Here is a 23,112-nt window from a genome sequence, read left to right on the forward strand (position 1 = left end):
AGCGGCCTCAATCAGGTGAAACCCTGGCCGTAGGGGGTAATCCCTTGAGTTGAGCGGGGCGTGGCCCGGCGGCAACAAGAAGGCCGGCGGATTTCTCCGCCGGCCCTTGGAAAACCAGGGATGCGAGGCCGGTCAGCCGCCGCCCTGCGCCTCGGCCAACTTGGCGACCGCGTCCCCGATGGTGAAGGTGTTGGGCTTCTGCACCGGCGGGAAATCCTTGAAGGTCGCCGCGAACTGATCCGCGACCGCCCAGGCGCCGTAGATGATGTAGGCGTGGTAGAGGAACCACTCGTAGTAGCTGTTCGAGGTGATGTCCGCGAACTCGTACGGGTCGGTCCGCAGGTTGAACAGCTTGGGCAGCCGCAGCGGCGTGAACGGCTCGGCCCAGATGCCCATCGTGCCCTTCAGGCGCTGCTCCATGAACACGGCCTTCCAGTTGTCGTATCGGATGGCCAGGATGTCGCCGTCATCGCTGATGTAGACGAACAGGTTGCGGGGGCTCTTGTCGACCTCGCCGGTGAGGTAGGGCAGCAGGTTCACCCCGTCGATGTGGTTCTTGTACTGGCGGCCGCAGGCGGTGACGCCCTTCTTGACCTTCTCGACGATGTCCGGCTCGCCGGCGGCGGCCAGGAAGGTCGGCAGCCAGTCGTGGTGCTGGACGATCTCGTTGGACACCACGCCGGCCTTGATCTTGCCGGGCCAACGGATCAGTTCGGGAATGCGGAAGCCGCCTTCCCAGTTGGTGTCCTTTTCACTGCGGAAGGGCGTCATGCCGCCGTCCGGCCAGCTGTTGCGGTGGGGACCGTTGTCGGTCGAGTAGACCACGATGGTGTCCTCGGCCAGGCCCAGCTCGTCGAGCAGGTCCAGCATCTGGCCGACGTTCTTGTCGTGGTCGATCATGGTGTCGTGATAGGGCGACTGCCACCGGCCGGCCTGGCCCAGGCTCGACTTCTTCGTGTGCGTGAACATGTGCATGTGCGTCGTGTTCAGCCAGACGAAGAACGGCTTGTCGTCGGCCTGCTGCTTCTTGATGAAGGCGGTGGCCTTCTCGACGAACTCGTCGTCGCAGGTCTCCATCCGTTCCTTCGTCAGCGGGCCGGTTTCCTCGATCTTCTGCTTGCCGACCTTGCCCCAGCGCTCGTGGGTGGTGGGGTCGTCGACGTCGGTGGCCCACGAGTGGATGACGCCGCGCGGGCCGTTCTTCTTCTTGAAGTTCGGGAAGTCCTTGTCCGGATAGTAGTCGTACATCTCCGGCTCTTCCTCGGCGTTGAGGTGGTAGAGATTGCCGAAGAACTCGTCGAACCCGTGGTTGGTGGGCAGCATGTGGTTCAGGTCGCCCAGGTGGTTCTTGCCGAACTGGCCGGTGGCGTAGCCCTGCTCCTTCAGCAGCGCGGCGATGGTCACCAGCTTGTCGTTCATGCCGATCGGGGACGCCGGGGCGCCGACCTTCGACAGGCCCGTCCGCAGGACGCTCTGCCCCGTGATGAACGACGACCGACCGGCGGTGCAGGACTGCTCGCCGTAGCTGTCGGTGAACATCATGCCTTCCTTGGCGATGCGGTCGATGTTCGGGGTCTGATAACCCATCAGGCCGTGCGAGTAGCAGCTCAGGTTGCTGATGCCGATATCGTCGCCCCAGATGACGAGGATATTGGGTTTTCCTTTGGGCATGACGGTCATCCTGCGGTCGCGCCCCAGGACACGGGGCGGCCGAACCTCATCACGCCGCCCGGACGAGGAGTATCGACGGGACCCCCGGCGCGCGCGCGGGGTTCACCCTAGTCGCGCGGCCGCATTTCCTGGAGCCGTCAGGGCTTGGTCGGGAACACCGTCTTCCAGTCGCTCTTCATGCTGACGACCGTCCAGCCGCGGGTCGAGGCCTCGTCCAGGGCCTTGTCCAGCCTGCCGATCTTCGACTGCCGGTCGTAGGCGTATTCGCGCACGGCGTCGTCGTGATGGACCAGGATCTGCAGGTTGGGACGCGTGCTGGAGGCCGAGTACTGCAGCATCTGCAGGTCGCCGTCGGAATTGCCGACCGCCACCAGCGGCTGGCGGCCGATGTGCAGGTCGATGTTGGCGGGCTTGCCGGGACCGTCGTCCAGGCTGCCCAGCGCGGGCTGCGCCACCAGGACGCCCTTCCCGTCCCGCAGTTCGAACTTGGTGGTGGGGGTCGTGCCGATGACCTGTTCGGGCGGGACGCCGTACGACGTCTCCGCGAAGGTCCGCATGAAGCGGACCTCGCCGCCCGAGACGATATAGGTCTTGAAGCCCGCGCCGCGCAGATAGGCCAGCAGCTCCAGTTGCGGCTGGTAGGTCAGCGCCGTGTAGGGCGTCTTGAACCGGGGATGACGGGCCTGGTCGAGCCAGGCCTTGGCCACGGCCTGGTATTCTTCCGTCGTCAGGCCGGCCTGGGCGGCGAGCACCGCCTCGAACAGGTCCTTCTCGCTCAGCTTGGCGATCGCCGCCTGATCGCGATCGGCGATCGCCGCGATGGCCGGGTTCTGCCGCAGCGACGGATTCTTGGCGGCCAGGTCGCCGATCCGCTCCAGGGCGAAGGCGAACTGGAAATAGATCGGCTGCTCGGCCCACAGCGTGCCGTCGTTGTCGAAGACGGCGATCCGCTCGGCGGGCGGCACGAAGTCGGGGCCTTGGCGGGTGACCCGCGCGACATAGCCGGTGATCGCGGTCTTGGCGGGGCCGGGGTTCCACGAGGGCAGCGGATCGGCGGGCGCCGCCGCCGCGCCTTGGGTCGCGACCAGCGCCCATGAGGCGGCGAGCCCGGCGAGGACGGTTCTGCGTGTGGAAAGAGACATGTCACCTCCTGGACAGGTTGGTCGTGACTAGAAGAACTTCAGCTCGAGGATGGGCAGCTTGGCGACCAGAAGTCCGCTCGCCAGACAGACCAGGAACGCCAGGGCCACCAGCACGCCCTTGATCGTGATCGACTTGAACGTCTGGCCGATGCCGCCGAAGAACAGCCCCACGGCCAGCAGCACGGTGGCGCGCACGAAGCGGTCGCCGATGTCGTTGGCCCTCTGCCCTTGGGCGAACTGCTCGTCGGCGTGCTTCTGCAGCCGCTGGGCCTGGTCCAGCCGGGCCGAGCGGTATTCGGGCATGACGAACGGAGACGCCGGCGCCGCCGGATCGGTCAGCGGCCCGGTCCTGGTCCAGGCTTCGAACGCGGTGGCGAACTCGGGCCGGAAGCGCTGCCGGTAGAAGGCCTGGAGGGCGGGCTCGTCCTGGGCGGCGGCGTTGAGCCAGCCCTGGAACATCAGAAGGTCCGCCGTTTGCAGCTGCCCGCCGGCGGAGACCGCGGCGGTGGCTTCGGCGCGCGCGGCCCCGGCCTGGGCGTAGTGCGACGCCTGCTCGCCGTCCCACAGGGCCGCCTGGAAGCCGACCCACGAGGTCATGGCGGCGGCCAGCGAGATCACCAGGGCGGCCGAGACCTCGACGAACCAGGCGCGATCGAACCGTTCGCTCATGACCGCGCCCTCGCCTCTTCGGCCCCGGCGGCCCGAACCAGGGTTTCCACCATGCCGACCGCGATGCAGAGCGCCGAACAGAGCTCGGCGGCCGGCGCGACGGAGCCGGCGCAATCCCGCAGCAGCAGCTCCATGCACGACCTCGGGGTGACGGGCTTCCAGGGGCGTAAGCAAAGGGCCTTTGCCGCGCGCACGCTATCCGGCGAAGCGCCGAGGCGCTCGGGGTGAAACCAGCACGGATGGTCGGATCGGTAGGGAATCTTCCCTTCGAGCCCCGGGGGATCGCCTGATCGATCAGCGTCCCCGCCCATGATCCCTTTTAAAATCTCGCGGCGACGGTGGGCCATGCGGACTTGCGCGCCCGCCTTCGACGCCGACGACCGCTGGGGTCGAAGGGGAGCAGGATGAAGCATCTCGACGGTACCGCTCCCTCCCCCAAGGTCTGGCGCAGGCCCCTGCGCGAAGCGATGGTCTGGATTCCCGGCGGCGTGTTCACCATAGGGTCCGACGATCACTATCCGGAGGAGCGGCCGGCGCGCCGGGTCGCCGTCGACGGGTTCTGGATCGACCCCCATCCGGTCACCAATCGACAGTTCGCCCAGTTCGTGAACGCCACGGGCTATGTCACCTTCGCCGAACTGCCGCCCGATCCGAAGGACTATCCCGGCGCCGATCCGGCGTTGCTGGTGGCCTCCTCGATGGTGTTCACCCCGCCGCGCAACGCGGTCGACCTGCGCCATCACCTGCAATGGTGGGCTTTCGTCCAGGGCGCGGACTGGCGTCATCCGTATGGTCCGGCGAGCGATCTCGAGGGGCTGGGCGACCACCCGGTGGTCCACGTCGCCTGGGTCGATGTCGTGGCCTACGCCGAGTGGGCGGGGCTGGAGATCCCGACCGAGGCGGAATGGGAGCTGGCGGCGCGCGGAGGGCTGGACGGCGCCGAATACGCCTGGGGCGACACCTTCCTGCAGGACGGCCGGCACATGGCCAACACCTGGCAGGGCGCGTTCCCGCACCAGAACACCCTGGAGGACGGCTGGGCCAGGACCTCGCCGGTCGGCGCCTATCCGGCCAACGGCCACGGCCTCCACGACATGATCGGCAACACCTGGGAGTGGACGGCGGACTGGTGGTCCACGCCCGACGCGGAAAGCGGAACGCCCCGCTGCTGCGCGGCCAAGAATCCTAGAGGCGGATCCGAGGAGGACAGCCGCGAACCCGGGGGGCTTCCGATCCCCCGGAAGGTGCTGAAGGGCGGCTCGCACCTGTGCGCGCCGAGCTACTGCAAGCGCTATCGGCCGGCGGCGCGGCACGCGCAGCCGATCGACACCTCGGCCTCGCACGTGGGGTTCCGCTGCATCGTCAGATCCCGTGCCTGAGCCGCTCGGAGGCGACCATGACCAAAGTCCCGTTACCGAGTTGGTCCGACACCTCGCCCAGGCGGAAGATCCTGGACTTCGTGGCGCGGGTCACGCGGCCCGGCGGCCGAGACTACGTGGCGCCCGCCGACCGCATCGCCGTGTTCGACAACGACGGCACCCTCTGGGTGGAACATCCCCTCTACGCCCAGGGCATGTTCGCCCTGGACCGCGCCAAGACCATGGCGGCGTCGCATCCCGAACTGGCCGCCAAGCCGGTGTTCCAGGCGTTCGTCAACCAGGACCTGCCGGCGCTGGCCGCCTGTGGAAAGCAGGAGGTGGTCGAGCTCCTGCTGCATCTCCACGCCCACGCCACCGAGGAGTCGTTCGCCCTGGAGGTGGCGACCTGGCTGACCGAGGCCCGGCACCCCCGCTTCGACCGGCCCTACCCCGCCCTCGCCTACCAGCCCATGCGCGAGCTGCTGGCCTATCTGGCGGCCAACGACTTCCGGAATTTCATCGTCACGGCCGGCGGGATCGACGTGGTCCGGATGTTCAGCGAGCAGACCTACGGGGTGCCGCGCGAGCGGGTGATCGGCTCCAGCGGCAAGACCGAATTCCGGCTGAACGGCCGTCGCGGCGAGATCCGCAAGTTGCCCGAACTGCAGTCGTTCAACGAGTACGCGGAGAAGCCGGTCAATATCGCCCTGCACATCGGCCGGCGGCCGATCCTGGCGTTCGGCAATTCCGACGGCGACCTGGCGATGCTGGAATACACCGCCTCGGGACCCGGCCGGCGGCTGCCCATGCTGCTGCATCACGACGACGCCGAGCGCGAATACGCCTACGACAAGGACACCCACGTCGGAAAGCTGGACGTGGCCCTGAGCACGGCGATCGAGCGCGGCTGGACGGTCGTCAGCATGAAGGACGACTGGTCGCGGCTGTTTCGCGACAAGACCCTCTAGGCCGCCGGACGGAACAATGGCCCGTCGACTCCCGTCGACGGGCGCGATGCGCCGCTCGAGCGGCGATCAGCCGCCCTTGCGGGCCGCCTTTTCGGCCGCATTGGCTTCCGACCGGGTGACGACGCCGTCGTGGTTGGTGTCGAAGGTGGCGAACCGCGGGCCGTAATAGGCGTCGATCTCCGCCGGGGTGACGAAGCCGTCCTTGTCGGTGTCGAGGATGCCGAACAGCCCGGCCTTGCCGATCTTCGGCCAGCCGTCGACGCCCTCGTCGCGGACCTGCGCCTTCACCAGTTCCGCGCCCTTGGTCCACTCGGCGTTGCTGAGCTTGCCGTCCTTGTCCTTGTCGGCGCGCATCAGGAAGGTCCGGCGGCTGTCCTGATATTCCTTCTGCGTCACCTTGCCGTCCTTGTTGGAGTCGGCGAGCAGTTGCTGGGCGTTCGCGGCTGACGCCGAGAGCAGCGCCACGGCGGTGATGAGAACCAGTCTACGCATCCTACAGACCTCCAGGGGAATGGGGCCTCGGCCCCGGGGAAAGCGGACGGTCGCGCGGCTGGGTCGTCGCGACGGGACGCGCGCCGACCATCAGAAGGCCTCGCCGACATAGAAGTAGAGGGCCGACGAGCCGTCCCCGACGGCGTAGTCGACGCTCATGTTGAGGTGGTACTTGGTGGACGCCTCGAAGCGGACGCCGATCCCGGCCGCCGGCAGCAGGTCCTTGGTGTTGAACTTGGCGAACTCGGGGGCCACCTCGCCGACCCCGGCGAAGGCGACCGCCCCGAAGCGCCCGTAGATCTTGCGCCGGACCTCGGCCTGGACCGCGAACATGGCGTGGTCGCGATACTGGCCGGCGGTGTAGCCGCGCAGGTCGTTGCTCTGGCCGTAGTTGCAGAGGTCGTAGAACGGCCCGCCGTCGGTGGACCGGCAGACCGATCCGCGCCAGGCCACCACGGTCCTGTCGTTGACGTCGTGATAGCCGTTCACCGCCGCGGTGAGGCGCGAATAGTCGAAGTCGCTGCCGAGGTTGTCGGACGACACCAGCCACTGGCCGCTGGCGTAGGTCCCGGACCGTGGATAGTACTCGCTGTCGCGGGTGTCGTACTCGATGGCCGGGCCGAGCTGCGAGACCGTGCTCTGCAGCTCGATGTCGGGCAGCTCGAACTGCGGCAGGAGGCTCGTCGTCTTGAAGGTCGAGTCCATCTTGATGTAGCGGAAGCGCAGGCCCGCGTGGACGTGCTGCTTCACGTGCATGAGCCCTTCGACGACCCCGCCCGTGGTCTTCTGTTCCAGCTCGATCGATCGTCCGTCGGAGCCGGCGTCCGAGCCGATGCCGAAGTAGTCGACGTTGAACACCCCGGTCCCCGCCCCCGCGGTGACCCGGTACTTGTCGCCGCCCAGATAGGCCTTCTGGAACGCGGCCACCGCCCAGCTCTTGCTGTCGGTGTAGAGGCCGCCGGCGCCGCTGGTCCAGGGGCGGGCCGATCCGCTCGGCTTGTAGAGCGCCAGGCCCACCACCCCGAGGCCGCTACCGATGGCGGGATTGGACAAGGGGATCGGCATGACCACGAAGCTGGGCTTCATGCTGCCGACCTGTTCGGCCGGCGTCCGCAGGCTGGTGGCGGAGGTCTCGACGTCCTGCGCCCACGAGGCGGCCGGCGAAGCGATCAGAATTCCGCAAAGGAGCAGGCTTCGCATGACGGACGGCCTTCGGCTTTATCCCGTCAACTTTGGGCGCTGGTCAGAGCCGAACAATCAGGTGAAGTCCTAGCCCCCCTTGTGGAAGCCCCAGTATTTCCCGGATGGATTGCCCCAAGCGCCAAACCATCGGGGGATTTAGGGAGGGCGACTAAGGGTTTTACCGGGTAGATTAGAGCGACGGAGCGCTGCAACCGTGCTTCCCGGGTAGAGGGAAGAGCTGTCAAAATGCCTAGAGTCGCCACGGCCTTCACCGGGACGGCGCTTGTTTGTCGGGGGATTGGATGTTTCGCCGAGGTTCTCGGCGGAAAAACCCCCAGCGTTCACCAGGGCGTCGATCGGGCCGGTCGCGTCGGCGAACCTCTATTCCCCAACCTCATCAACCCAGTCCACCGCGCGATCAAAAGCGCCGGTGATGGGGTGTTTCACAACCTCTCGCGGAAAATTCAGCGAGCATTTCGTCTAAAAGCTGACAATTATAATGCGAATTACTATCGGAGCGAGAACTGACGATGCCCGTGCCTAGCGCGCCGACCATCCTGCTCGCCGACGATCATTCGATCGTCCGGGCGGGGCTGCGCGAAGCCTTGGAGTCGCAGCCCGGCTGGACGATCTGCGGAGAGGCCTCCAACGGACGCGACGCCGTCCGTCTGGCCAAGGAGCTGGTCCCGGACGTCATGATCCTGGACATCAGCATGCCCGACCTCAGCGGCGTCATCGTCGCCCGCGACGTGCGCAAGCTGAAGACCCACACCGAGCTGCTGATCTTCACCATGCACGACAGCGAACAGCTGGTGCGCGAGGTGTTCAGCGCCGGCGCGCGCGGCTTCGTGCTCAAGTCGGCCTCGACCGACAACATCATCGCCGCCGTGGCCTCGCTGCTGAACCACAAGCCCTACTTCTGCCCCGGGATCACCGATGCGGTGCTGCGCGGCTATCTCTCGCCCGGCGGGCATGGCCTGGGGGAAGTCATCGAAGGGTCGGAGACCCTGACGACGCGCGAACTGCTGATCGTCCAGCTCCTCGCCGAGTCCCGCAGCAACAAGGTCATCGCCTCGATGCTCGACATCAGCGTCAAGACCGTCGAGAGCCACCGCGGCAACATCATGCGAAAGCTGGGAGCCCATTCGCTGGCGGACATCGTGCGCTATGCGATCCGCAACAAGTTGATCGAGGCCTAGCCTCCATCCCAAGGCGCCGCTGAATGCACACGGGCAAGCGCATGGCCGGCGGCTTCGACCCGGCGTTCTTCGAGTCCGCCCTGGACGCGTTCACGGCCAACGTCGCGGTCATCGACGAGTCCGGCGAGATCCTGGCGGTCAACGACGCGTGGGTTCAGTTCCTCGACCTCAACGACGTCAAGGCCGTCGATCACGCCATAGGCTGCAACTATATCGGCTTCTGCGATCGGCTGGGCACGCCGGGCGGCGACGCGGTGGCGGCCGGTCTCCGGGCGCTGCTGGCCGGCGGGAGCGGCCCTTTCCGGCACGAATACGTCATGCCGCTGGACGCCGGTCCCCGCTGGGTCAAGCTGTCGGCCGTGCGTGTCGGGCGTCTGGATCGGCCCTTTCTCATCGTGGCCCACGAGGACATCTCGATCCAGCGCCGGGCCGAGCTGGGCTTGCGGGAGGCCACGGCGCGCCTGCTGCTCGCCGAGGACGCCGAGCGGCGGCGCATCGCCCGGGAACTGCATGACAGCACCGCCCAGCACCTGGCGGGCGCCAAGCTGATGCTGCGGCGTCTGGACGCCCGGGATCCGGCCAGCACGAGCGCGGTCCGCGACGAGGTGTCGGGGCTGCTGTCCAACGCCTTGGACGAAATCCGCAGCTTCGCCTACCTGCTCCATCCGCCGGCCCTGGAGCATCTGGGGCTGGCGGCGGCGATCCGGCAGTTCGCGACCGGGTTCTCGCGACGCGCCGACGTGGCGGTGACCATCGACATCCCGGACGACTTCCCTCGGCTCTCCCACGCCACGGAGATCGCGCTGTACCGCGTGGTGCAGGAGGCCCTGGCCAACGTCCACAGCCATTCCGGAAGCCAGCAGGCGCTGGTCAGGCTGAGGATCGCCGGCGAGATGGTGCTTCTGGCCGTCCGCGATTTCGGCTCCGGCCTGCCGCCTCGGCGGGGCGGCGCGTCCGGCGTCGGGCTCGAGGGCATGCGTCTGCGCCTCGAATTCCTCAAGGGCCATCTGACCCTGCGCAACGCCGAACCGGGCCTGGCCCTGGAGGCCTGGGTGCCGTTCCTGCCCGAGGGCGAGGACTGATCTGACGAGAAGGCGTGGGAGAGCCGGCCCATCACATGCGTCGGGACATGTGGGCCGGCTCTCGACCCGCAACCACGGCCGCGCTCTTGGGGGATGAGCGAACCGGAGCTTGCCAAGGGAAATCGGGGGTGACGCCTTGACGCGCGAGCAGGTCCAGATTGCCGCCGCGCCGACGCGAGCGCCATCAGGTCAAACCCTAGGAAGAGGCGCGAAAACCCTTATGGCCGAGGGAAATGCTCAGGCCAGGTGAACCGAACTCTTGATCGCGGTGGTGGCGGCCTGTTTCTGGCGGGCGCGGTCGATGGCGTCGTCGAGCAGCTTCAGGAACTCCGACTGCATCTGCATCGACTCGACGTCCGACGCCCTCACCCCGTCCAGGGTCGACTGTCGGATCTCCTCGAGCTGCTCGAGCGAAAGCGCCGCGCACAGGCGGAGGCTCAGGAACTGCAACGCGGCGACTCGGATCTCAAGATTTGTCATCGGCATGTCGCTGAGGAGGCAGGGCGCCAACGGATAGGGACGGAACGCGATCGGGTCTTGGCGATGGTTCGACGGTAGCCATGAAGATCAAGCTGCGCCACGACCGACTCCCCGTAGGCGAATCCCAGGACGACATCAGAGTAGAACGGGCGAAACGTTATTTGGGTCGTTCAAGAAGCTAATTAGTGCGGCGGCGCGGCTGAAAAGAGAAGCGGTCAGCCGACCCGTCGTGAATTCTCCCGGACCAGAGCGAACGGCGCGCGACGTTCGCGGCGCCGTCCTCGCTACGCGGGGACCGCGCGACAAACACATATTCGTATAATGCGTGGGATGTTTCTTCTGGACCGTCCACCCTTATCAGGGCGTCCCGAGCGATCTGAAATCAGGCGAACCCCGCTTCGACACCCGGAAAACGACCTACTGAGTGATAGGGGTTCAGGGTTTTCCGTCAAACTGTGGAGATTGCGCAACGGGGTGCGGGGGCAGACGGCGGCCTTCAGAGCTCGGCGGCGGACTCGGCCACCAGGCGCATGAGCCAGGCCACGGGACCGGTTTCGCTCTCGCCACCCCGGATCACCGCGCCGAACTGGGCCGGTTCGGGATGGCGGGTGGGCTCCACCAGGACGACGGCGCCGCGATCGGCGGCCAGGGTGGCCAGGCGCCGGGGCAGCAAAGCCGCCATGTCGGTTTGGCTGACCATCACCAGGGCCGAGGACGCGTCCGGCACGGTCACGGGCCCCTTCAGCCCGCGCGTCGACGGCAGGGCGTAGTCGTCGCTCCAGCTGGTGATGCGCCGCAGGCCAAGTTCGCGCCGCGATCCCCGCCGCATCTCCTCGTTCTCCTGGCCGCCGGAGACGACCAGATAGGGAACGCCCGCCAGGGCCTGCGGCGTGATCCCGTCCGGACCGGCGGCCAGGGCGACCGGATGGTCGACGCGGATCACCCAGACGCCGGTCTCGGTGAACAGCGGTTTGTGCAGGAAGCGCGGCGCGACATGCTCGAAGCCGCCGATCACCATGTCCAGCCGGCCGTGGTCGAGGTCCTCGGCCAGGGGGCCTTCGATCCCCCGGATGCGCAGCTTCACGCCGGGCGCCTGGACCTGGACGCGCCGGACCACGCCCGGCATCAGCACCGAGCACAGATAGGCGCTGGCGCTGATGTGGAAGGTGCGTTGATCGACGGCGGGATCGAAGCGCGAGGCCGTGACGGCGGCCTCCAGCATCTTCAGGGCCGCGCGGACCGGTCCACCCATCTCGACCGCGCGCGGCGTCGCCTGCAGGCCGGAGGGGCCGCGGACGAACAGTTCGTCGCCCAGCGACAGGCGCAGACGGCCCAGGGCGTGGCTGATCGCCGACTGGGTCAGGCCCAGCTTGGAGCCCGCCCGCGTCGCGCTCTCCTCCTCCAGCAGGGCGTCGAACACCCGCAGCAGGTTGAGGTCGAGGGTTCTGAAATGCGCATCGTTCATGATATCCGTGACGGAATATCATTTTGCTCATGACCTTGGGAGTCCTATCTCCCGGTCAAGGTAAGGCCCTCCCCGGCCCTTCCCCTCAAACCGGATGAGAACCGCGGCTGGCGCGAGCGCCGGCCGCTTGGGCGTGGAGTATTGCGTGAGCGACGCGGAAGGCTATCAGGCGATCGCCGAGGTCGAGGAAGACGCGGCCCGGAAGCGTCAGCAACGCACCCTGGGCCAGAGACTGCGCTGGCCGCTGATGATCGGCGGCCCGCTGATCGTCCTGGCCGTCGTGGCGTTCTTCGTCCTGACCGGCGGCAAGTTCGAGACCACCGACGACGCCTATGTCCAGGCGGCGCGCGCGGCCATCAGCCCCAGCGTGGCGGGACGGGTGATCGAGATCGAGGTCGGCGAGAACCAGGCGGTCAAGAAGGGCCAGGTCCTGTTCCGGCTCGATCCGTCGGACTTCCAGGTCGCGGTCGCCCAGGCCGAGGCGGCCCTGGCCACCGCGCGCTTCGAGACGCAGGGGTCGCGCGCCGTCTACGAGCAGCGCAACGCCGACCTGGCCGCCGCCCAGGAGACGGTCGCCTATACGGAGCGCGAGGCGGTCCGCCAGCGGGACCTGGCCGCCGCCGGCGTCGCCACCAAGGCCCAGGCCGACGAAGCCGCCCACGCCGCCGAACAGGCCCGCCGCCAGGTCGCGGTGGTCCGTCAGCAGATCGCCTCGGCCCTGGCCGACATCGGCGGCCGGGTCGACGTGGCCGCGGACCAGCAGCCCAAGGTCATGCAGGCAAAGGCCGCCCTGGACCGCGCCAAGCTGGACCTCAGCTACGCCACCATCGTCGCGCCGGCCGACGGCGTGGTCACCAAGGTCGAGCAGCTCCAGGTCGGCAACCGCGTCGCCGCCTCCCAGACCCTGTTCTGGCTCGTCTCGGGCCGGCCCTGGATCGAGGCCAATTTCAAGGAAGACCAACTGGCCCACATGCGTATCGGCCAACCGGCGACGATCAAGGTCGACGCCTATGACCGCGTGCTGAAGGCCCACGTCGTCAGCTTCAGCCCCGGCACCGGCTCCAGCTTCGCCCTGCTGCCGCCCGAGAACGCCACCGGCAACTGGGTCAAGGTGGTCCAGCGCCTGCCCGTGCGCCTGGCCCTCGACGAGGAGGTCCCGCAGCTCAGCGCGGGCCTGAGCGCCAAGGCCAAGGTCGATGTCCGATCCGCCAAGGATGCGAGCGCGAAATGACCGGCGCCGGCAACGGCAAGGGCGACGCGGCCAATCGGGTCGCGATCACGATCTCGGTCATGCTGGCGACGATCATGAACTCGCTGGACACGACGATCGCCAACGTCGCCCTGCCGCACATCCAGGGCAGCGTCTCGGCCTCGGCCGAGCAGATCACCTGGGTGCTGACCTCCTACATCGTCGCCGCGACGATCATGACGCCCCTGACCGGCTTCCTGGCCGACCGCATCGGGCGCAAGATGGTCTTCCTGGTGTCGATCGCCGGCTTCACGGCGGCCTCGATGCTGTGCGGGATCGCCGGCAGCCTGGTCGAGATCGTGCTGTTCCGCCTGCTGCAGGGCCTGTTCGGCGCGGCCCTGATCCCGCTGTCGCAAGCGGTGCTGCTGGACATCAACCCGCCCGAGAAGCACGGCTCGGCCATGGCCATCTGGGGCGCCGGCGCGGTGCTGGGCCCGATCCTGGGGCCGGCCCTGGGCGGCTGGCTGACCGACAACCTCGACTGGCGCTGGGTGTTCTTCATCAACCTGCCGATCGGCATCCTGGCCTTCGCCGGCGTCTTCCTGTTCCTGTCCGAGAAGAAGAGCGCCGAGAAGCGCCGGTTCGACGTGCTGGGCTTCGCCAGCCTGGCCCTGGCGATCGGCGGCTTCCAGATGATGCTGGACCGCGGTCCCAGCCAGGACTGGTTCGGGTCGAGCGAGATCTGGATCTATCTGATCGTCGGGATCATCTCGCTGTGGATCTTCGGCGTGCAGCTGGCAACGGCGAAGAAGCCGTTCGTCGACCGCGCCCTGCTGGCCGACACCAACTTCGTCACCTGCTGCGTGTTCGGCTTCTTCATCGGCATCCTGCTCTATAGCGTCCTGGCCCTGCTGCCGCCCATGATGCAGAACCTGCTGGGCTATCCGGTGGCCTTCACGGGTCTGGTCAGCATGCCGCGCGGCATCGGCTCGTTCCTGGCGATGTTCGCCGTCGGCCAGCTGATCGGCCGGATGAGCATCAAGCTGATCCTGCTGGTCGGCCTGTCGGTCAGCGCGGTGTCGCTGTGGATGATGACCCAGTTCAGCCTGGGCATGGACACCCACCTGATCATCGTCTCCGGCTTCCTGTCGGGCGTCGGCACCGGCCTGATCTTCGTCCCGCTCAGCACCATCGCCTTCGCCACGGTCAAGCCGCAGCACCGGGCCGAGGGCGCGGGCCTGTTCACCCTGATCCGCAACATCGGCTCGGCGGCCGGCATCTCGATCATGCAGGCCCGCTTCGTCAGCGGCATCGAGACCCACCACGCGGTGCTGATCACCCACGCGGGACCCGACAATCCGCTGTTCCAGGCCTATGCGCCGCAGGTCTTCGCCACGATCGAGGGCATGGCCCGGTTCAACGGCCAGATCACCAAGCAGGCCTCGATGCTGTCCTACATCGACGATTTCCAGCTGATGCTGGGCATCACCATCCTCTGCGCCCCCATGATCCTCCTGATGCGAACCCCGAAGAAGAAGACCCCGGGGGAAGAGACCGTCCATGTCGCCGAACACTAAACGCCTCGCCACCCTCGCCGCTTCCGTCAGCCTGGCCGTGATGGCCGGCGCCTGCACGACCGTGGGTCCGGATTTCGCCCAGCCGGCCGCGCCCAAGGCCACCGGCTATGCGGCCGCCGGCGAGGCCACGCCCGCCGAGGCCCGTCTAGACGCCGCCGCCTCGGTCGGGCCCTGGTGGAACGCCTTCGGCTCGCCGGCCCTCGACGCCACGATCCGCCAGGCCCTGGCCGACAGCCCCACCCTGGCCGAGGCCGACGCCACCCTGCGGCAGTCCCAGTCCGCCCTGGCCCAGGCGCGCGGCGCGGCCGGTCCGCAGGTCGACGCCACGGCCGGGGTGAACCGCGAGCGCGCCAACCTCCAGGCCTTCGGCTTCACCAGCTTCGGCGACGTCAAGCTGGAGAACCCGACCTTCAACCTCTATTCGGTGGGCGGCGCCGTCGGCTACGACCTCGACCTGTTCGGCGGGAACAGGCGCCGCATCGAAGGCGCGGCGGCGCGGGCCGAGGCGCAAGGCCGGCGGAGCGACGCGGCCTATCTGACCCTGACGGCCAACGTCGCCCTCCAGGCCCTGACCATCGCCACCCTGAGCGCCCAGATCGACGCGGTGAACCAGATGATCGCCGCCGACCAGGCGAACATCGACCTGGTCCATCGCGCCAACGTCCTGGGCGGCTCGACCGCCACGGCGCGGGTCTCGGCCCAGAGCCAGCTGGAGCAGGATCGCGCCCTGCTGCCGCCCCTGCAGGGGCAGCTGGCCGCGGCGCGCCACGCCCTGGCCCTGCTGGTCGGCCGCACGCCCGCCGACTGGACCGCGCCGGACTTCACCCTGGCCGAACTGAACCTGGCCGCGCCCGTGCCGGTCGCCCTGCCCTCGGCCCTGGTCCGCAAGCGCCCCGACATCCTGGCCGCCGAGGCCGACCTCCACGCCGCCACCGCCGACATCGGGGTGGCGACCGCCGACCTCTATCCGAACGTCAAGCTGACCGCGTCCCTGACCCAGGGCTCGCTGAACCCGTCGGATTTCTTCTTCTACGACGCCACCGCCTGGAGCGTCGGCGGCGGCCTGACCGCGCCGATCTTCAACGGCGGCGCCCTGAAGGCCCGCCGGCAGCAGGCGCGCGAAGCGGCCGTGGCCTCGTCGGCCCGCTACCAGCAGACGGTGCTGACCGCCTTCGCCCAGGTGGCCGACGCCCTGTCGGCCCTGAACGCCGACGACGCGGCCATCGCCGCCTACGGCCGTTCCGAAGCTCAGGCCGGCGAGAGCCTGCGCCTGGCCCGCGTCGCCTACGACAAGGGCGGCGGCACCTTGCTGGAGGTGCTCGACGCCCAGCGCCGCGTCCACGAGATCCAGGCCTCCCGGGTGCGCGCCCAGGGGCAACGCCTGGCCGACGCGGTGCGCCTGTTCGCGGCGTCGGGCGCCGATTGGCGGAGCGCGGCGACTTAACTGACCAAATTCAGAATCTGGTCAGGCCAGTTGCTTGTGCGGCCGGCCCAGCCCGCTATGGTGCGCCCAAGCGGCGCCGACTCCAGAGTGCGTCGAGGTGTCGGGAGATCGGTGTATGCGCGCGAAAACGGCTGTCGTCGGCCTTGCGGCCCTGTTGTCGCTGGGCGTCGCCGTCCAAGCCTGGGCCGCCGAGCCCGTGGTCCCCGCCGCGCCGGCCGGCGTCTGCAAGGGCGGTGACGGGACGGCCGCGGCGTTCGGCGGTCGCCGCACCTTCCGCTGGAGCCCCGAGGCCCTGCGATACGCCAAGGCGCACCGGACCGACCCCGCGATCGCGCCGGCCTATGCGGCGGTGATCAAGCGCGCCGACGCGGCCCTGGCTGGCCCGACCTATACCGTCGTCGACAAGACCCGCACCCCGCCCAGCGGCGACAAGCACGACTACATCTCGATGGGCCCCTACTGGTGGCCCGATCCCGCCAAGCCGAACGGCGAGCCCTACATCCGCCGCGACGGCGAGTTCAATCCGGAGCGCTCGACCAACGCGTTCGACGTCACCGACCTGGACGCCATGAGCGCCTCGGTCGAGGCCCTGTCCCTGGCCTACTGGTTCACCGACGACGCCCGCTACGCGACCAAGGCCGCCCAGCTGCTGCGCGTCTGGTTCCTGGACCCGGCGACCCGGATGAACCCCAACACCAAGTACGCCCAGGGCGTGCCGGGGCGCACCACGGGACGGGCCGAGGGCGTGCTGGACACCTACCGCCTGCTGAGGGTGATCGAGGGCGTCGGGCTCCTGGCGCCGTCCAAGGCGCTGTCGGACGCCGACCAGAAGGGCCTGGAGCGGTGGTTCGCCGACTACACGACCTGGATGCGCACCGATCCGAACGGGCGCGAGGAGCAGGCCGCCGCCAACAACCATGGCATCTGGTTCGACTACCAGCTGGCCGGGTTCTCGCTGTTCGCCCGCCAGGACGACGTGGCCCGCCAGGTCGTGGCCGAGGCCGGCGCGCGGCGGATCGCGACCCAGGTCGCGCCGGACGGCTCGTTGCCGCTGGAGCTGACCCGCACCCGCGCCCTGCACTACAGCTACTTCGCCCTGGAAGCCCTGGTCGGCACGGCGCAGTTCGGGCGATGCGTGGACCTGGACCTCTGGCGCTACCGGACCGCCGACGGTCGCGGCCTGCGCGCGGCGTTCGACTTCCTGGCGCCCTATGTGGGCCGGGAGGCCAGCTTCCCCTATCCGGAGCTGAAGCCCGAGGACGCCTCGTCCGAGGCCTTGCCGCTGTTCGCGGCCGCCGCGAACGCCTATGGCGACAAGGCGCTGGCCGAGAAGGCCGACGCCCTGGCCCAGCGCTATCCCGCCAACCTCAGCCGCCTGGTGGTCGCGCCGAAGCCCTGAGGCTTTCCAGGGGCGATCCGAAAAAGCCCCAGAGCTATTGGGCGACGGGCGCGCTATAGTGGGCGGCGCCCGTGATCGCCCCGCGCCATGCGGGATCGCCGGCCTGAAAGGACTTCATGTCCGACCACCCGGACACGCGCGAGACGACGCGTTGGACCGCCCTGCTCGAACTCCTCGGCATCCATCGGATCACCGCGCAGGAGATCCGCGCCGAGACCATGTTCCTGGGCAACCGCCACCAGGGGCGGATCGCCGAGGGCGCGCGCCTGGAGCTCAAGGCCTCCGGAATATCCGCCTATCGCGTCGCGCTGCTGCGGGCCGTGATCCGGGCGGTTCCCGTGCAGGACGCGGCGGGAGCCGACCAATGACCGACGAGGAAGCTCAGGCCTTGCGCCGGGAGAACGACTATCTCAAGCGCCGTAACGCCCAACTGCAGGACGACGTCACCAGCCTGGGCGGCCAGGTCCTGAGGATGCAGCAGGAACTGGAGCGGATGCATGGTCGACGGGCGGCGATCTCGCCCGATCCGCTGGCGGGCGGCCGGTGATGACGCTTTCACCGGGCCAGCTCGTGGCGTTGAAGAACCTAGCCCGCAAGAAGGCCGGCGAGGCGGTCGACTGGATCAACATCGCCGACGCCCGGGTCCTGACTGATCTGGGCCTGGCGGAGCGCAACGGCGGCGGCTGGGTGATCACCAACGACGGCGTCGCCGCCCTGGCGGGTCACCAAGACTCCGATTGAGGCCGCAGGCCGCTGAATTTCAGGCGTTATTGTTCCTGGACTTCATGTGATCCCTAGTCCCCGATGAACCGATAGCCGATGCCGGGTTCGGTCAGGATCATCTTCGGCGTCGAGGGATCGGCCTCGAGCTTCTGCCGCAGCTGTCCGACGAACACCCGCAGGTACTGGGTGTCGTGGGCATGGGCCGGACCCCACACGGCGGTCAGCAGGTCCTTGTGGGTCAATACCTTGCCGCGCGCCTGGGCCAGGCGGGCCAGGACGTCGTATTCGCGCGGCGAGACCTTCACCACGGCGCCGTCGCGGGTCACCAGGCGCTTTTCGAGGTCGATCTCGACGGCCCCGGCCCGGATCGGCGCGACCGGACCTTGCGCGGCGCCGCGCTGGCGCAGGGCGACGCGAAGACGCGCCAGCAACTCCCCGACCCCGAACGGCTTTTCCACATAGTCGTTGGCGCCCAGGTCCAGGGCCTGGATCTTCTCGGGCTCACGGTCGCGGGCCGAGAGGATGACGATCGGGCCGTCGTAGAAGGCCCGGGCCTTCTCCAGCACCTCCTTGCCGTCCATGTCGGGCAGGCCCAGGTCCAGCACCACGGCGTCGGGCGACCACAGGGCGATGCCGCGCAGCCCCTCCTGGCCGCTGTCGGCGCGCAGGGGCTCATAGCCGGCGGCGTCCATGGCCGGGCCGAGGAAGCGGTGGATCTGCGGCTCGTCGTCGATGATTAGGATGCGTTGTCGGATGGCGGACATCAGGCGCTCATAGCAGATGATGCGGAGTCGCGACGGCCTTGGGCAGGCTGATCAGGATGCGCGTGCCCCTGCCGTCGTAGATGGGGCTGGCGGCGGCGATGCGCCCGCCCATGGCGTCGATGAAGCCCTTGGAGATCGACAGGCCCAGGCCCGCCCCCTGGCTGCGGTCGGTGGGCTCCTCCATGCGGCGGAACTTCTCGAACACCTGCTCCAGTTCGGCGGTGGGGATGCCCCTGCCCTCGTCCTCGATGCTGATCACCACGTTGGCGCGATCCTCGTAGGCGGCCATTTCGATGCGGGTGGCCGGCGGGCTGTAGGCGATGGCGTTCTCCAGGATGTTGACGACGGCCTGCTCCAGCAGGCTGGAGTCGGCCCGCACCAGGCTGAGCTCGACCGGGAAGTCGCGGGTCAGGGTCCGGGTCGCCAGCCGGCGCGAGACGCGGTCGGCGGCCGCCCCCAGCACGTCGCGGACGTCGGTCCAGTCGGTGCGCAGCCGCAGGGCTCCGCCTTCCAGGCGGGTCATGTCCAGCAGGTTGCCGACATAGCGGTTCAGCCGCTCGGCCTCCTCTCGGATGCTGATCAGCAGGTCGTCGCGCACCGCCGTGGTCATGCCCTTGCCGAAGTCCAGCAAGGTGGTGGAGGCGCCCAGCACCGTGGACAGCGGCGTGCGCAGGTCGTGGCTGATGGAGTTCAGCAGGGCCGAGCGGAAGCGGTCGGCGCGGCGCAGGGTCTCGGTCTCGACCGCCTCGGTCGCCAGTTCGGCCCGCTCCAGGGCCACCGCGCCCTGCTCCAGCAGCGCCAGAAGCAGGCGTTCGTCCTCCGACCCGGGCGCCATGGCCCCCGCCTCGATCCCGGCCACGCCCGCCCGCGAGCGCACGCCTTCCAGCGGCCAGAAGGTCCAGCGGGTCTGAGGCAGGGTGCCGGTGCCGAACCCGGCGGCCTCGCCCTTCTCCCAGGCCCAGCGGGCGGCGGCCATGGGCGCGGCGTCCAGCTCGTCCAGCGTCGGGGCGCCGGCGGTCGTCTGGAGCTCGCCGCCGGTCGGCAGCAGCACCACGGCCTTGGCGCCCACGGCCGCGGCGGTCTGCTCGGCCAGGGCCTTGGCGGCGGCTTCGCGTCCGGCGGCCGCCGAGAAGGTCCGGCTGGCCGCCAGCAGGGCCGAGACCGCCGAGGCCCGCCGCTGGGCGTCGCGGCCCTGGTCCCGCACCCGCCCCGCCAGGCCGCCGGCCGCCAGGGCGACGGCCCAGAACACGATCAGCGTCAGGAAGTCGGTCGGCGCGCCGATGGCGAACGAATGGCGCGGCTCCAGGAACATGTAGTTGTAGACCAGGAAGGCCACGGTCGCCGCCGCCAGGGCGGGCCGCAGTCCGCGCAGCACGCCGGCCGCCAGCACGGCGGCCAGGAAGATCATCCCCAGGTCCACGCGGTCGAAAGCCACGTCCAGGCCCCAGGCCACCGCCGTCGCGGCGGCCACGCAGCCGGCGGCCAGCAGATAGGCGGTCCAGCCCGCCGCCGATCTGCGCTTGGGCGGTTCGACCACCGGCTCGTGGGTGGCCTCGGTGACGACGTGGATCGCCGCGCCCCGGGCCTCGCGCAGCAGGGCCGCGGCCAGGGACCGGCCCAGCAGCTCGCGCCAGCGGCTGTCGGCCGACTTGCCGATGACGATCTGGGTGACGTTGTTGCGCCGGGCGTAGGCCATCACCGTGGCGACGATGTCGGCCCCGCTGAGCACCACGGTCGAGCCGCCCAGCTGCTCGGCCAGCTTCAGGGCGTCGCGCAGCCGCTCGGTCGCCGCCGGGCCCGTGACCGGATGGTCGAGGCGTTCGACGTGGGTCACCGTCCACGGCGCGTCCATCATCATGTCCGACAGCCGCCGCCCGGCGCGCACCAGGCTGGCGGCCATGGCGTCGCCGCCGACCAGCACCAGGATGCGCTCGCCCGCCGCCCAGGGGCCCTCGACGCCCTTCTCGCGCATGGCGGCGACCAGCTGGTCGTCCACGGTCTGGGCCGCGCGCCGCAGGGCCAGCTCGCGCAGGGCCGTGAGGTTCTCGACCTTGAAGAAGTTCTCCGAGGCCAGCCGCGCGGTCTCGGGCACATAGACCTTGCCCTCCCCCAGCCGCTCGCGCAGCTCGTCGGGGGTGATGTCGATCACCTCGATGGCGTCGGCCCGCGACAGGACGCTGTCGGGCACCGTCTCACGCTGGCGCACCCCGGTGATGCGCTGGACCACGTCGACCAGGCTCTCCAGGTGCTGGACGTTCAGGGTGGTCCAGACGTCGATGCCGGCGGCCAGAAGCTCCTCGACGTCCTGCCAACGCTTGGGATGGCGCGATCCCGGGGCGTTCGAATGGGCGAACTCATCGACCAGCAGCAGGGCCGGCTTACGGACCAGGGCCGCGTCGAGATCGAACTCCATCATCACGTGGCCGCGGTGATCGATCGGCTTGCGGGGCAGCACGTCCATGCCGCGCAGCAGGCTCTCGGTCTCGCGACGGCCGTGCGTCTCGATCAGGCCGATCAGCACGTCCTGGCCGTCGGCCTTGCGGCGGCGGGCGGCGCGCAGCATCTCGTAGGTCTTGCCCACGCCCGGGGCCATGCCCAGGAACACCTTCAGCCGCCCCCGGCCCGCCCGGTTGGCGGCCGCCAGCAGCGCCTCCGGATCGGGGCGGTTCGTGTCGGAAGCGTCGGCGGGCAAGGCGAGTCTCCGGGGAGGAGGACAGTCTAGGCGATCAGGCTTCGAAGCGCATGCCGTCATAGGCGGGCTCGACCCCTGGCGGAAGTTTCGCCGCCAAGGCGTTGAAATCCAGGTCGATGTGCAGATTGGTCAGGATGGCGCGGCGCGGCTTGGCGCGGGCGATCCACTCCAGCGCCAGGCCCACATGGGCGTGGGTCGGGTGCGGCGTCCAGCGCAGGGCGTCCACCACCCAGACGTCGAGGCCGCTCAGCGCCGCCCAGCTCTCCTCGGGAAAGCCGATGGCGTCGGGGGTGTAGGCGACGTTCCCGAAGCGATAGCCGACGGCGCGGATCTCGCCGTGATCGACGTCGAAGGTGGTGACCGGGATCGCGCCGCTGGGGCCGTCGATCTCCCAGGCCTGGCCGTGGGGCGCGATCAGCTGCGGGTCGCAGATCGCCGGATAGCCGCCCTGGCTCTTGAAGACGTAGTCGAACCGCCGCTCCAGGCTGGCGGTCGTGTAGGCGTCCATATAGGTCGGCACGCGCTTGCGGGCGTTCAGGAAGAACGGGCGCAGGTCGTCGATGCCGTGGGCCTGGTCGGCGTGGTCGTGGGTGAACAGGCAGGCGTCGACGCGCCTGACCCCCGCCCTCACCGCCTGCAGCCGGAAGTCCGGGGCGGTGTCGACGACGACAGTGGTCTCGGCCGCCGGATCGCTTCCAGGCCGGCGCACCAGCATCGAGCAGCGGGTGCGCAGGTTCTTCGGTTCGGCGGGGTCGCAATCGCCCCAGTTGCCGTCGGCGCGTGGCACGCCGCCCGACGAGCCGGAGCCCAGGATCGTGAACTCCAGCTTTCCGGTCATTTGCGCGGGATCCGGTCGAACAGGGCGAAGAAGGCGTCCTCGGTGCGCTGTTCCGCATCGGCCCGGGTCCAGCCCCGGATCTCTGCCAGCTTGTCCAGCACATGGGGCAGATAGGCCGGCTCGTTGCGGCGGCCGCGCATCGGCACGGGGGCCAGGTACGGACAGTCGGTCTCGAGGATGATCCTGTCGGCAGGCATGTCGGCGATGATGTCGCGCACGTCCTGGGCCTGCTTGAAGGTGGCGATGCCCGAGACCGAGAACCACGCCCCCAGCGCCGCCGCCCGCTTCGCCAGCTCGGCGCCGCTGGTGTAGCAGTGCATCAGGATCTTGAACGGGCCCTTGGCGTGTTCCTCTTCGAGGATCGCGCCCATCACGTCGTCGGCCTCGCGGGTGTGGACCACCAGCGGCAGGCCGGTCTGGCGGGCCGCCGCCACGTGGGCGCGGAAGACGTCGGCCTGCACGTCGCGCGGGCTGAGGTCGTAGTGGAAGTCCAGGCCCGTCTCGCCGATGCCGATCACTTTCGGGCGGCCGGCCAACTCGACCAGACGCGCGGTGGTCAGGTCGACATGGTCCTTGGCCTCGTGCGGGTGGGCCCCGACTGTGCACCAGATGTCGTCATTGGCCATGGCGATGGCATGGACGGATTCGAACGACGGAATCTTGTCGCAGATGGTGACCATCAGTTCGATCCCGGCCTCGCGGGCGCGGTCGATCACCGCCTGGCGGTCCTCGTCGTACTGGTGGGCGTGCAGGTTTACGTGGCTGTCGATGAGCATTC

Annotated in this window: 23 protein-coding genes; 11 read left to right on the forward strand and 12 right to left on the reverse strand. The window is 69.1% G+C overall.

Annotation, left to right across the window (positions count from 1 at the left end; translation table 11 throughout):
* Window positions 1-132: 132 nt before the first annotated feature.
* From WAE60_RS02620 to WAE60_RS02635, 4 genes are all read right to left on the reverse strand, one after another.
* Window positions 133-1,671: an arylsulfatase gene (locus WAE60_RS02620; RefSeq protein ID WP_051696104.1), complete on the reverse strand. Its 1,539-nt coding sequence runs from the start codon at window positions 1,669-1,671 to the stop codon at window positions 133-135.
* A 137-nt stretch (window positions 1,672-1,808) separates the two neighbouring features.
* The gene (locus WAE60_RS02625) at window positions 1,809-2,813 is read right to left on the reverse strand and encodes an HAD family hydrolase (protein WP_337684839.1); all 1,005 of its coding nucleotides are present in this window, start codon (window positions 2,811-2,813) and stop codon (window positions 1,809-1,811) included.
* Between the two features lie 27 nt (window positions 2,814-2,840).
* Entirely contained in the window at window positions 2,841-3,482 is a 642-nt protein-coding gene (locus WAE60_RS02630; RefSeq protein ID WP_337684841.1) for a hypothetical protein, read from the reverse strand.
* Window positions 3,479-3,616, reverse strand: coding sequence for a hypothetical protein (locus tag WAE60_RS02635; RefSeq protein WP_156035884.1), 138 nt, complete (start codon window positions 3,614-3,616; stop codon window positions 3,479-3,481). Before WAE60_RS02635 ends, WAE60_RS02630 begins: the two co-directional genes overlap by 4 nt.
* Before the next feature lie 270 nt (window positions 3,617-3,886).
* Here WAE60_RS02635 and WAE60_RS02640 point away from each other — a divergent pair, with 270 nt between their 5' ends.
* Together WAE60_RS02640 and WAE60_RS02645 are read left to right on the forward strand one after the other, a co-directional pair.
* Complete coding sequence (locus WAE60_RS02640; RefSeq protein ID WP_337684843.1) at window positions 3,887-4,861, forward strand: formylglycine-generating enzyme family protein; 975 nt, start codon at window positions 3,887-3,889, stop codon at window positions 4,859-4,861.
* Window positions 4,862-4,878: 17 nt separating this feature from the next.
* Window positions 4,879-5,808 (forward strand): HAD family hydrolase, encoded by a 930-nt coding sequence (locus tag WAE60_RS02645; RefSeq protein WP_081916973.1) that lies wholly within the window; start codon window positions 4,879-4,881, stop codon window positions 5,806-5,808.
* Window positions 5,809-5,874: 66 nt separating this feature from the next.
* On the opposite strand, the gene WAE60_RS02650 is transcribed toward WAE60_RS02645, so the two are convergent.
* Together WAE60_RS02650 and WAE60_RS02655 are read right to left on the reverse strand one after the other, a co-directional pair.
* On the reverse strand, window positions 5,875-6,300 hold the full coding sequence (locus tag WAE60_RS02650) for a hypothetical protein (RefSeq protein ID WP_029917213.1): 426 nt from the start codon (window positions 6,298-6,300) through the stop codon (window positions 5,875-5,877).
* A gap of 90 nt (window positions 6,301-6,390) precedes the next feature.
* Entirely contained in the window at window positions 6,391-7,500 is a 1,110-nt protein-coding gene (locus tag WAE60_RS02655) for a BamA/TamA family outer membrane protein (protein WP_051696093.1), read from the reverse strand.
* 512 nt (window positions 7,501-8,012) lie between these two features.
* Between WAE60_RS02655 and WAE60_RS02660 the strand changes: the two genes are divergently transcribed.
* The gene (locus WAE60_RS02660) at window positions 8,013-8,681 is read left to right on the forward strand and encodes a response regulator transcription factor (RefSeq protein WP_029917217.1); all 669 of its coding nucleotides are present in this window, start codon (window positions 8,013-8,015) and stop codon (window positions 8,679-8,681) included.
* A gap of 23 nt (window positions 8,682-8,704) precedes the next feature.
* Window positions 8,705-9,763 carry a histidine kinase gene (locus WAE60_RS02665; protein ID WP_337684844.1) on the forward strand — a complete coding sequence of 353 codons (1,059 nt, stop codon included), beginning with the start codon at window positions 8,705-8,707 and terminating at the stop codon, window positions 9,761-9,763.
* Between the two features lie 237 nt (window positions 9,764-10,000).
* On the opposite strand, the gene WAE60_RS02670 is transcribed toward WAE60_RS02665, so the two are convergent.
* Window positions 10,001-10,243 (reverse strand): hypothetical protein, encoded by a 243-nt coding sequence (locus WAE60_RS02670; RefSeq protein ID WP_156035885.1) that lies wholly within the window; start codon window positions 10,241-10,243, stop codon window positions 10,001-10,003.
* A 496-nt stretch (window positions 10,244-10,739) separates the two neighbouring features.
* A complete protein-coding gene (locus WAE60_RS02675) occupies window positions 10,740-11,708 on the reverse strand; it encodes a LysR family transcriptional regulator (RefSeq protein WP_337684846.1) in 969 nt (322 codons plus the stop codon).
* A gap of 145 nt (window positions 11,709-11,853) precedes the next feature.
* On the opposite strand from WAE60_RS02675, the gene WAE60_RS02680 reads away from it, so the two are divergent.
* The 7 genes from WAE60_RS02680 to WAE60_RS02710 all read left to right on the forward strand — a co-directional run bounded on the left by WAE60_RS02680 (window position 11,854) and on the right by WAE60_RS02710 (window position 18,058).
* Window positions 11,854-12,939, forward strand: a complete 1,086-nt coding sequence (locus WAE60_RS02680; protein WP_337684847.1) for an HlyD family secretion protein — start codon at window positions 11,854-11,856, stop codon at window positions 12,937-12,939.
* The gene (locus WAE60_RS02685) at window positions 12,936-14,474 is read left to right on the forward strand and encodes a DHA2 family efflux MFS transporter permease subunit (RefSeq protein WP_337684848.1); all 1,539 of its coding nucleotides are present in this window, start codon (window positions 12,936-12,938) and stop codon (window positions 14,472-14,474) included. Before WAE60_RS02680 ends, WAE60_RS02685 begins: the two co-directional genes overlap by 4 nt.
* Window positions 14,458-15,918, forward strand: a complete 1,461-nt coding sequence (locus tag WAE60_RS02690; RefSeq protein ID WP_337684849.1) for an efflux transporter outer membrane subunit — start codon at window positions 14,458-14,460, stop codon at window positions 15,916-15,918. Before WAE60_RS02685 ends, WAE60_RS02690 begins: the two co-directional genes overlap by 17 nt.
* 115 nt (window positions 15,919-16,033) lie before the next feature.
* Window positions 16,034-17,317: an alginate lyase family protein gene (locus WAE60_RS02695; protein WP_337684850.1), complete on the forward strand. Its 1,284-nt coding sequence runs from the start codon at window positions 16,034-16,036 to the stop codon at window positions 17,315-17,317.
* A gap of 116 nt (window positions 17,318-17,433) precedes the next feature.
* Entirely contained in the window at window positions 17,434-17,685 is a 252-nt protein-coding gene (locus WAE60_RS02700; RefSeq protein WP_337684851.1) for a hypothetical protein, read from the forward strand.
* Window positions 17,682-17,864 (forward strand): hypothetical protein, encoded by a 183-nt coding sequence (locus WAE60_RS02705; protein ID WP_337684852.1) that lies wholly within the window; start codon window positions 17,682-17,684, stop codon window positions 17,862-17,864. The genes WAE60_RS02700 and WAE60_RS02705 overlap by 4 nt, the downstream gene beginning before the upstream one ends.
* On the forward strand, window positions 17,864-18,058 hold the full coding sequence (locus tag WAE60_RS02710) for a hypothetical protein (protein ID WP_029917234.1): 195 nt from the start codon (window positions 17,864-17,866) through the stop codon (window positions 18,056-18,058). The genes WAE60_RS02705 and WAE60_RS02710 overlap by 1 nt, the downstream gene beginning before the upstream one ends.
* A 53-nt stretch (window positions 18,059-18,111) precedes the next feature.
* On the opposite strand, the gene WAE60_RS02715 is transcribed toward WAE60_RS02710, so the two are convergent.
* From WAE60_RS02715 to WAE60_RS02730, 4 genes are read right to left on the reverse strand one after another with little or no spacing between them, the layout of a single operon-like run.
* Window positions 18,112-18,804 carry a response regulator gene (locus tag WAE60_RS02715; RefSeq protein WP_029917236.1) on the reverse strand — a complete coding sequence of 231 codons (693 nt, stop codon included), beginning with the start codon at window positions 18,802-18,804 and terminating at the stop codon, window positions 18,112-18,114.
* A gap of 7 nt (window positions 18,805-18,811) precedes the next feature.
* Window positions 18,812-21,496 (reverse strand): sensor histidine kinase KdpD, encoded by a 2,685-nt coding sequence (locus WAE60_RS02720; protein ID WP_337684853.1) that lies wholly within the window; start codon window positions 21,494-21,496, stop codon window positions 18,812-18,814.
* 34 nt (window positions 21,497-21,530) lie between these two features.
* Entirely contained in the window at window positions 21,531-22,334 is an 804-nt protein-coding gene (locus WAE60_RS02725; protein ID WP_029917241.1) for an MBL fold metallo-hydrolase, read from the reverse strand.
* A complete protein-coding gene (locus WAE60_RS02730; protein WP_337684855.1) occupies window positions 22,331-23,110 on the reverse strand; it encodes a TatD family hydrolase in 780 nt (259 codons plus the stop codon). The genes WAE60_RS02725 and WAE60_RS02730 overlap by 4 nt, the downstream gene beginning before the upstream one ends.
* Window positions 23,111-23,112: the final 2 nt, after the last annotated feature.

Origin of the sequence: Caulobacter sp. CCG-8 (assembly GCF_037402475.1) — a bacterium.
GTDB lineage: Bacteria > Pseudomonadota > Alphaproteobacteria > Caulobacterales > Caulobacteraceae > Caulobacter.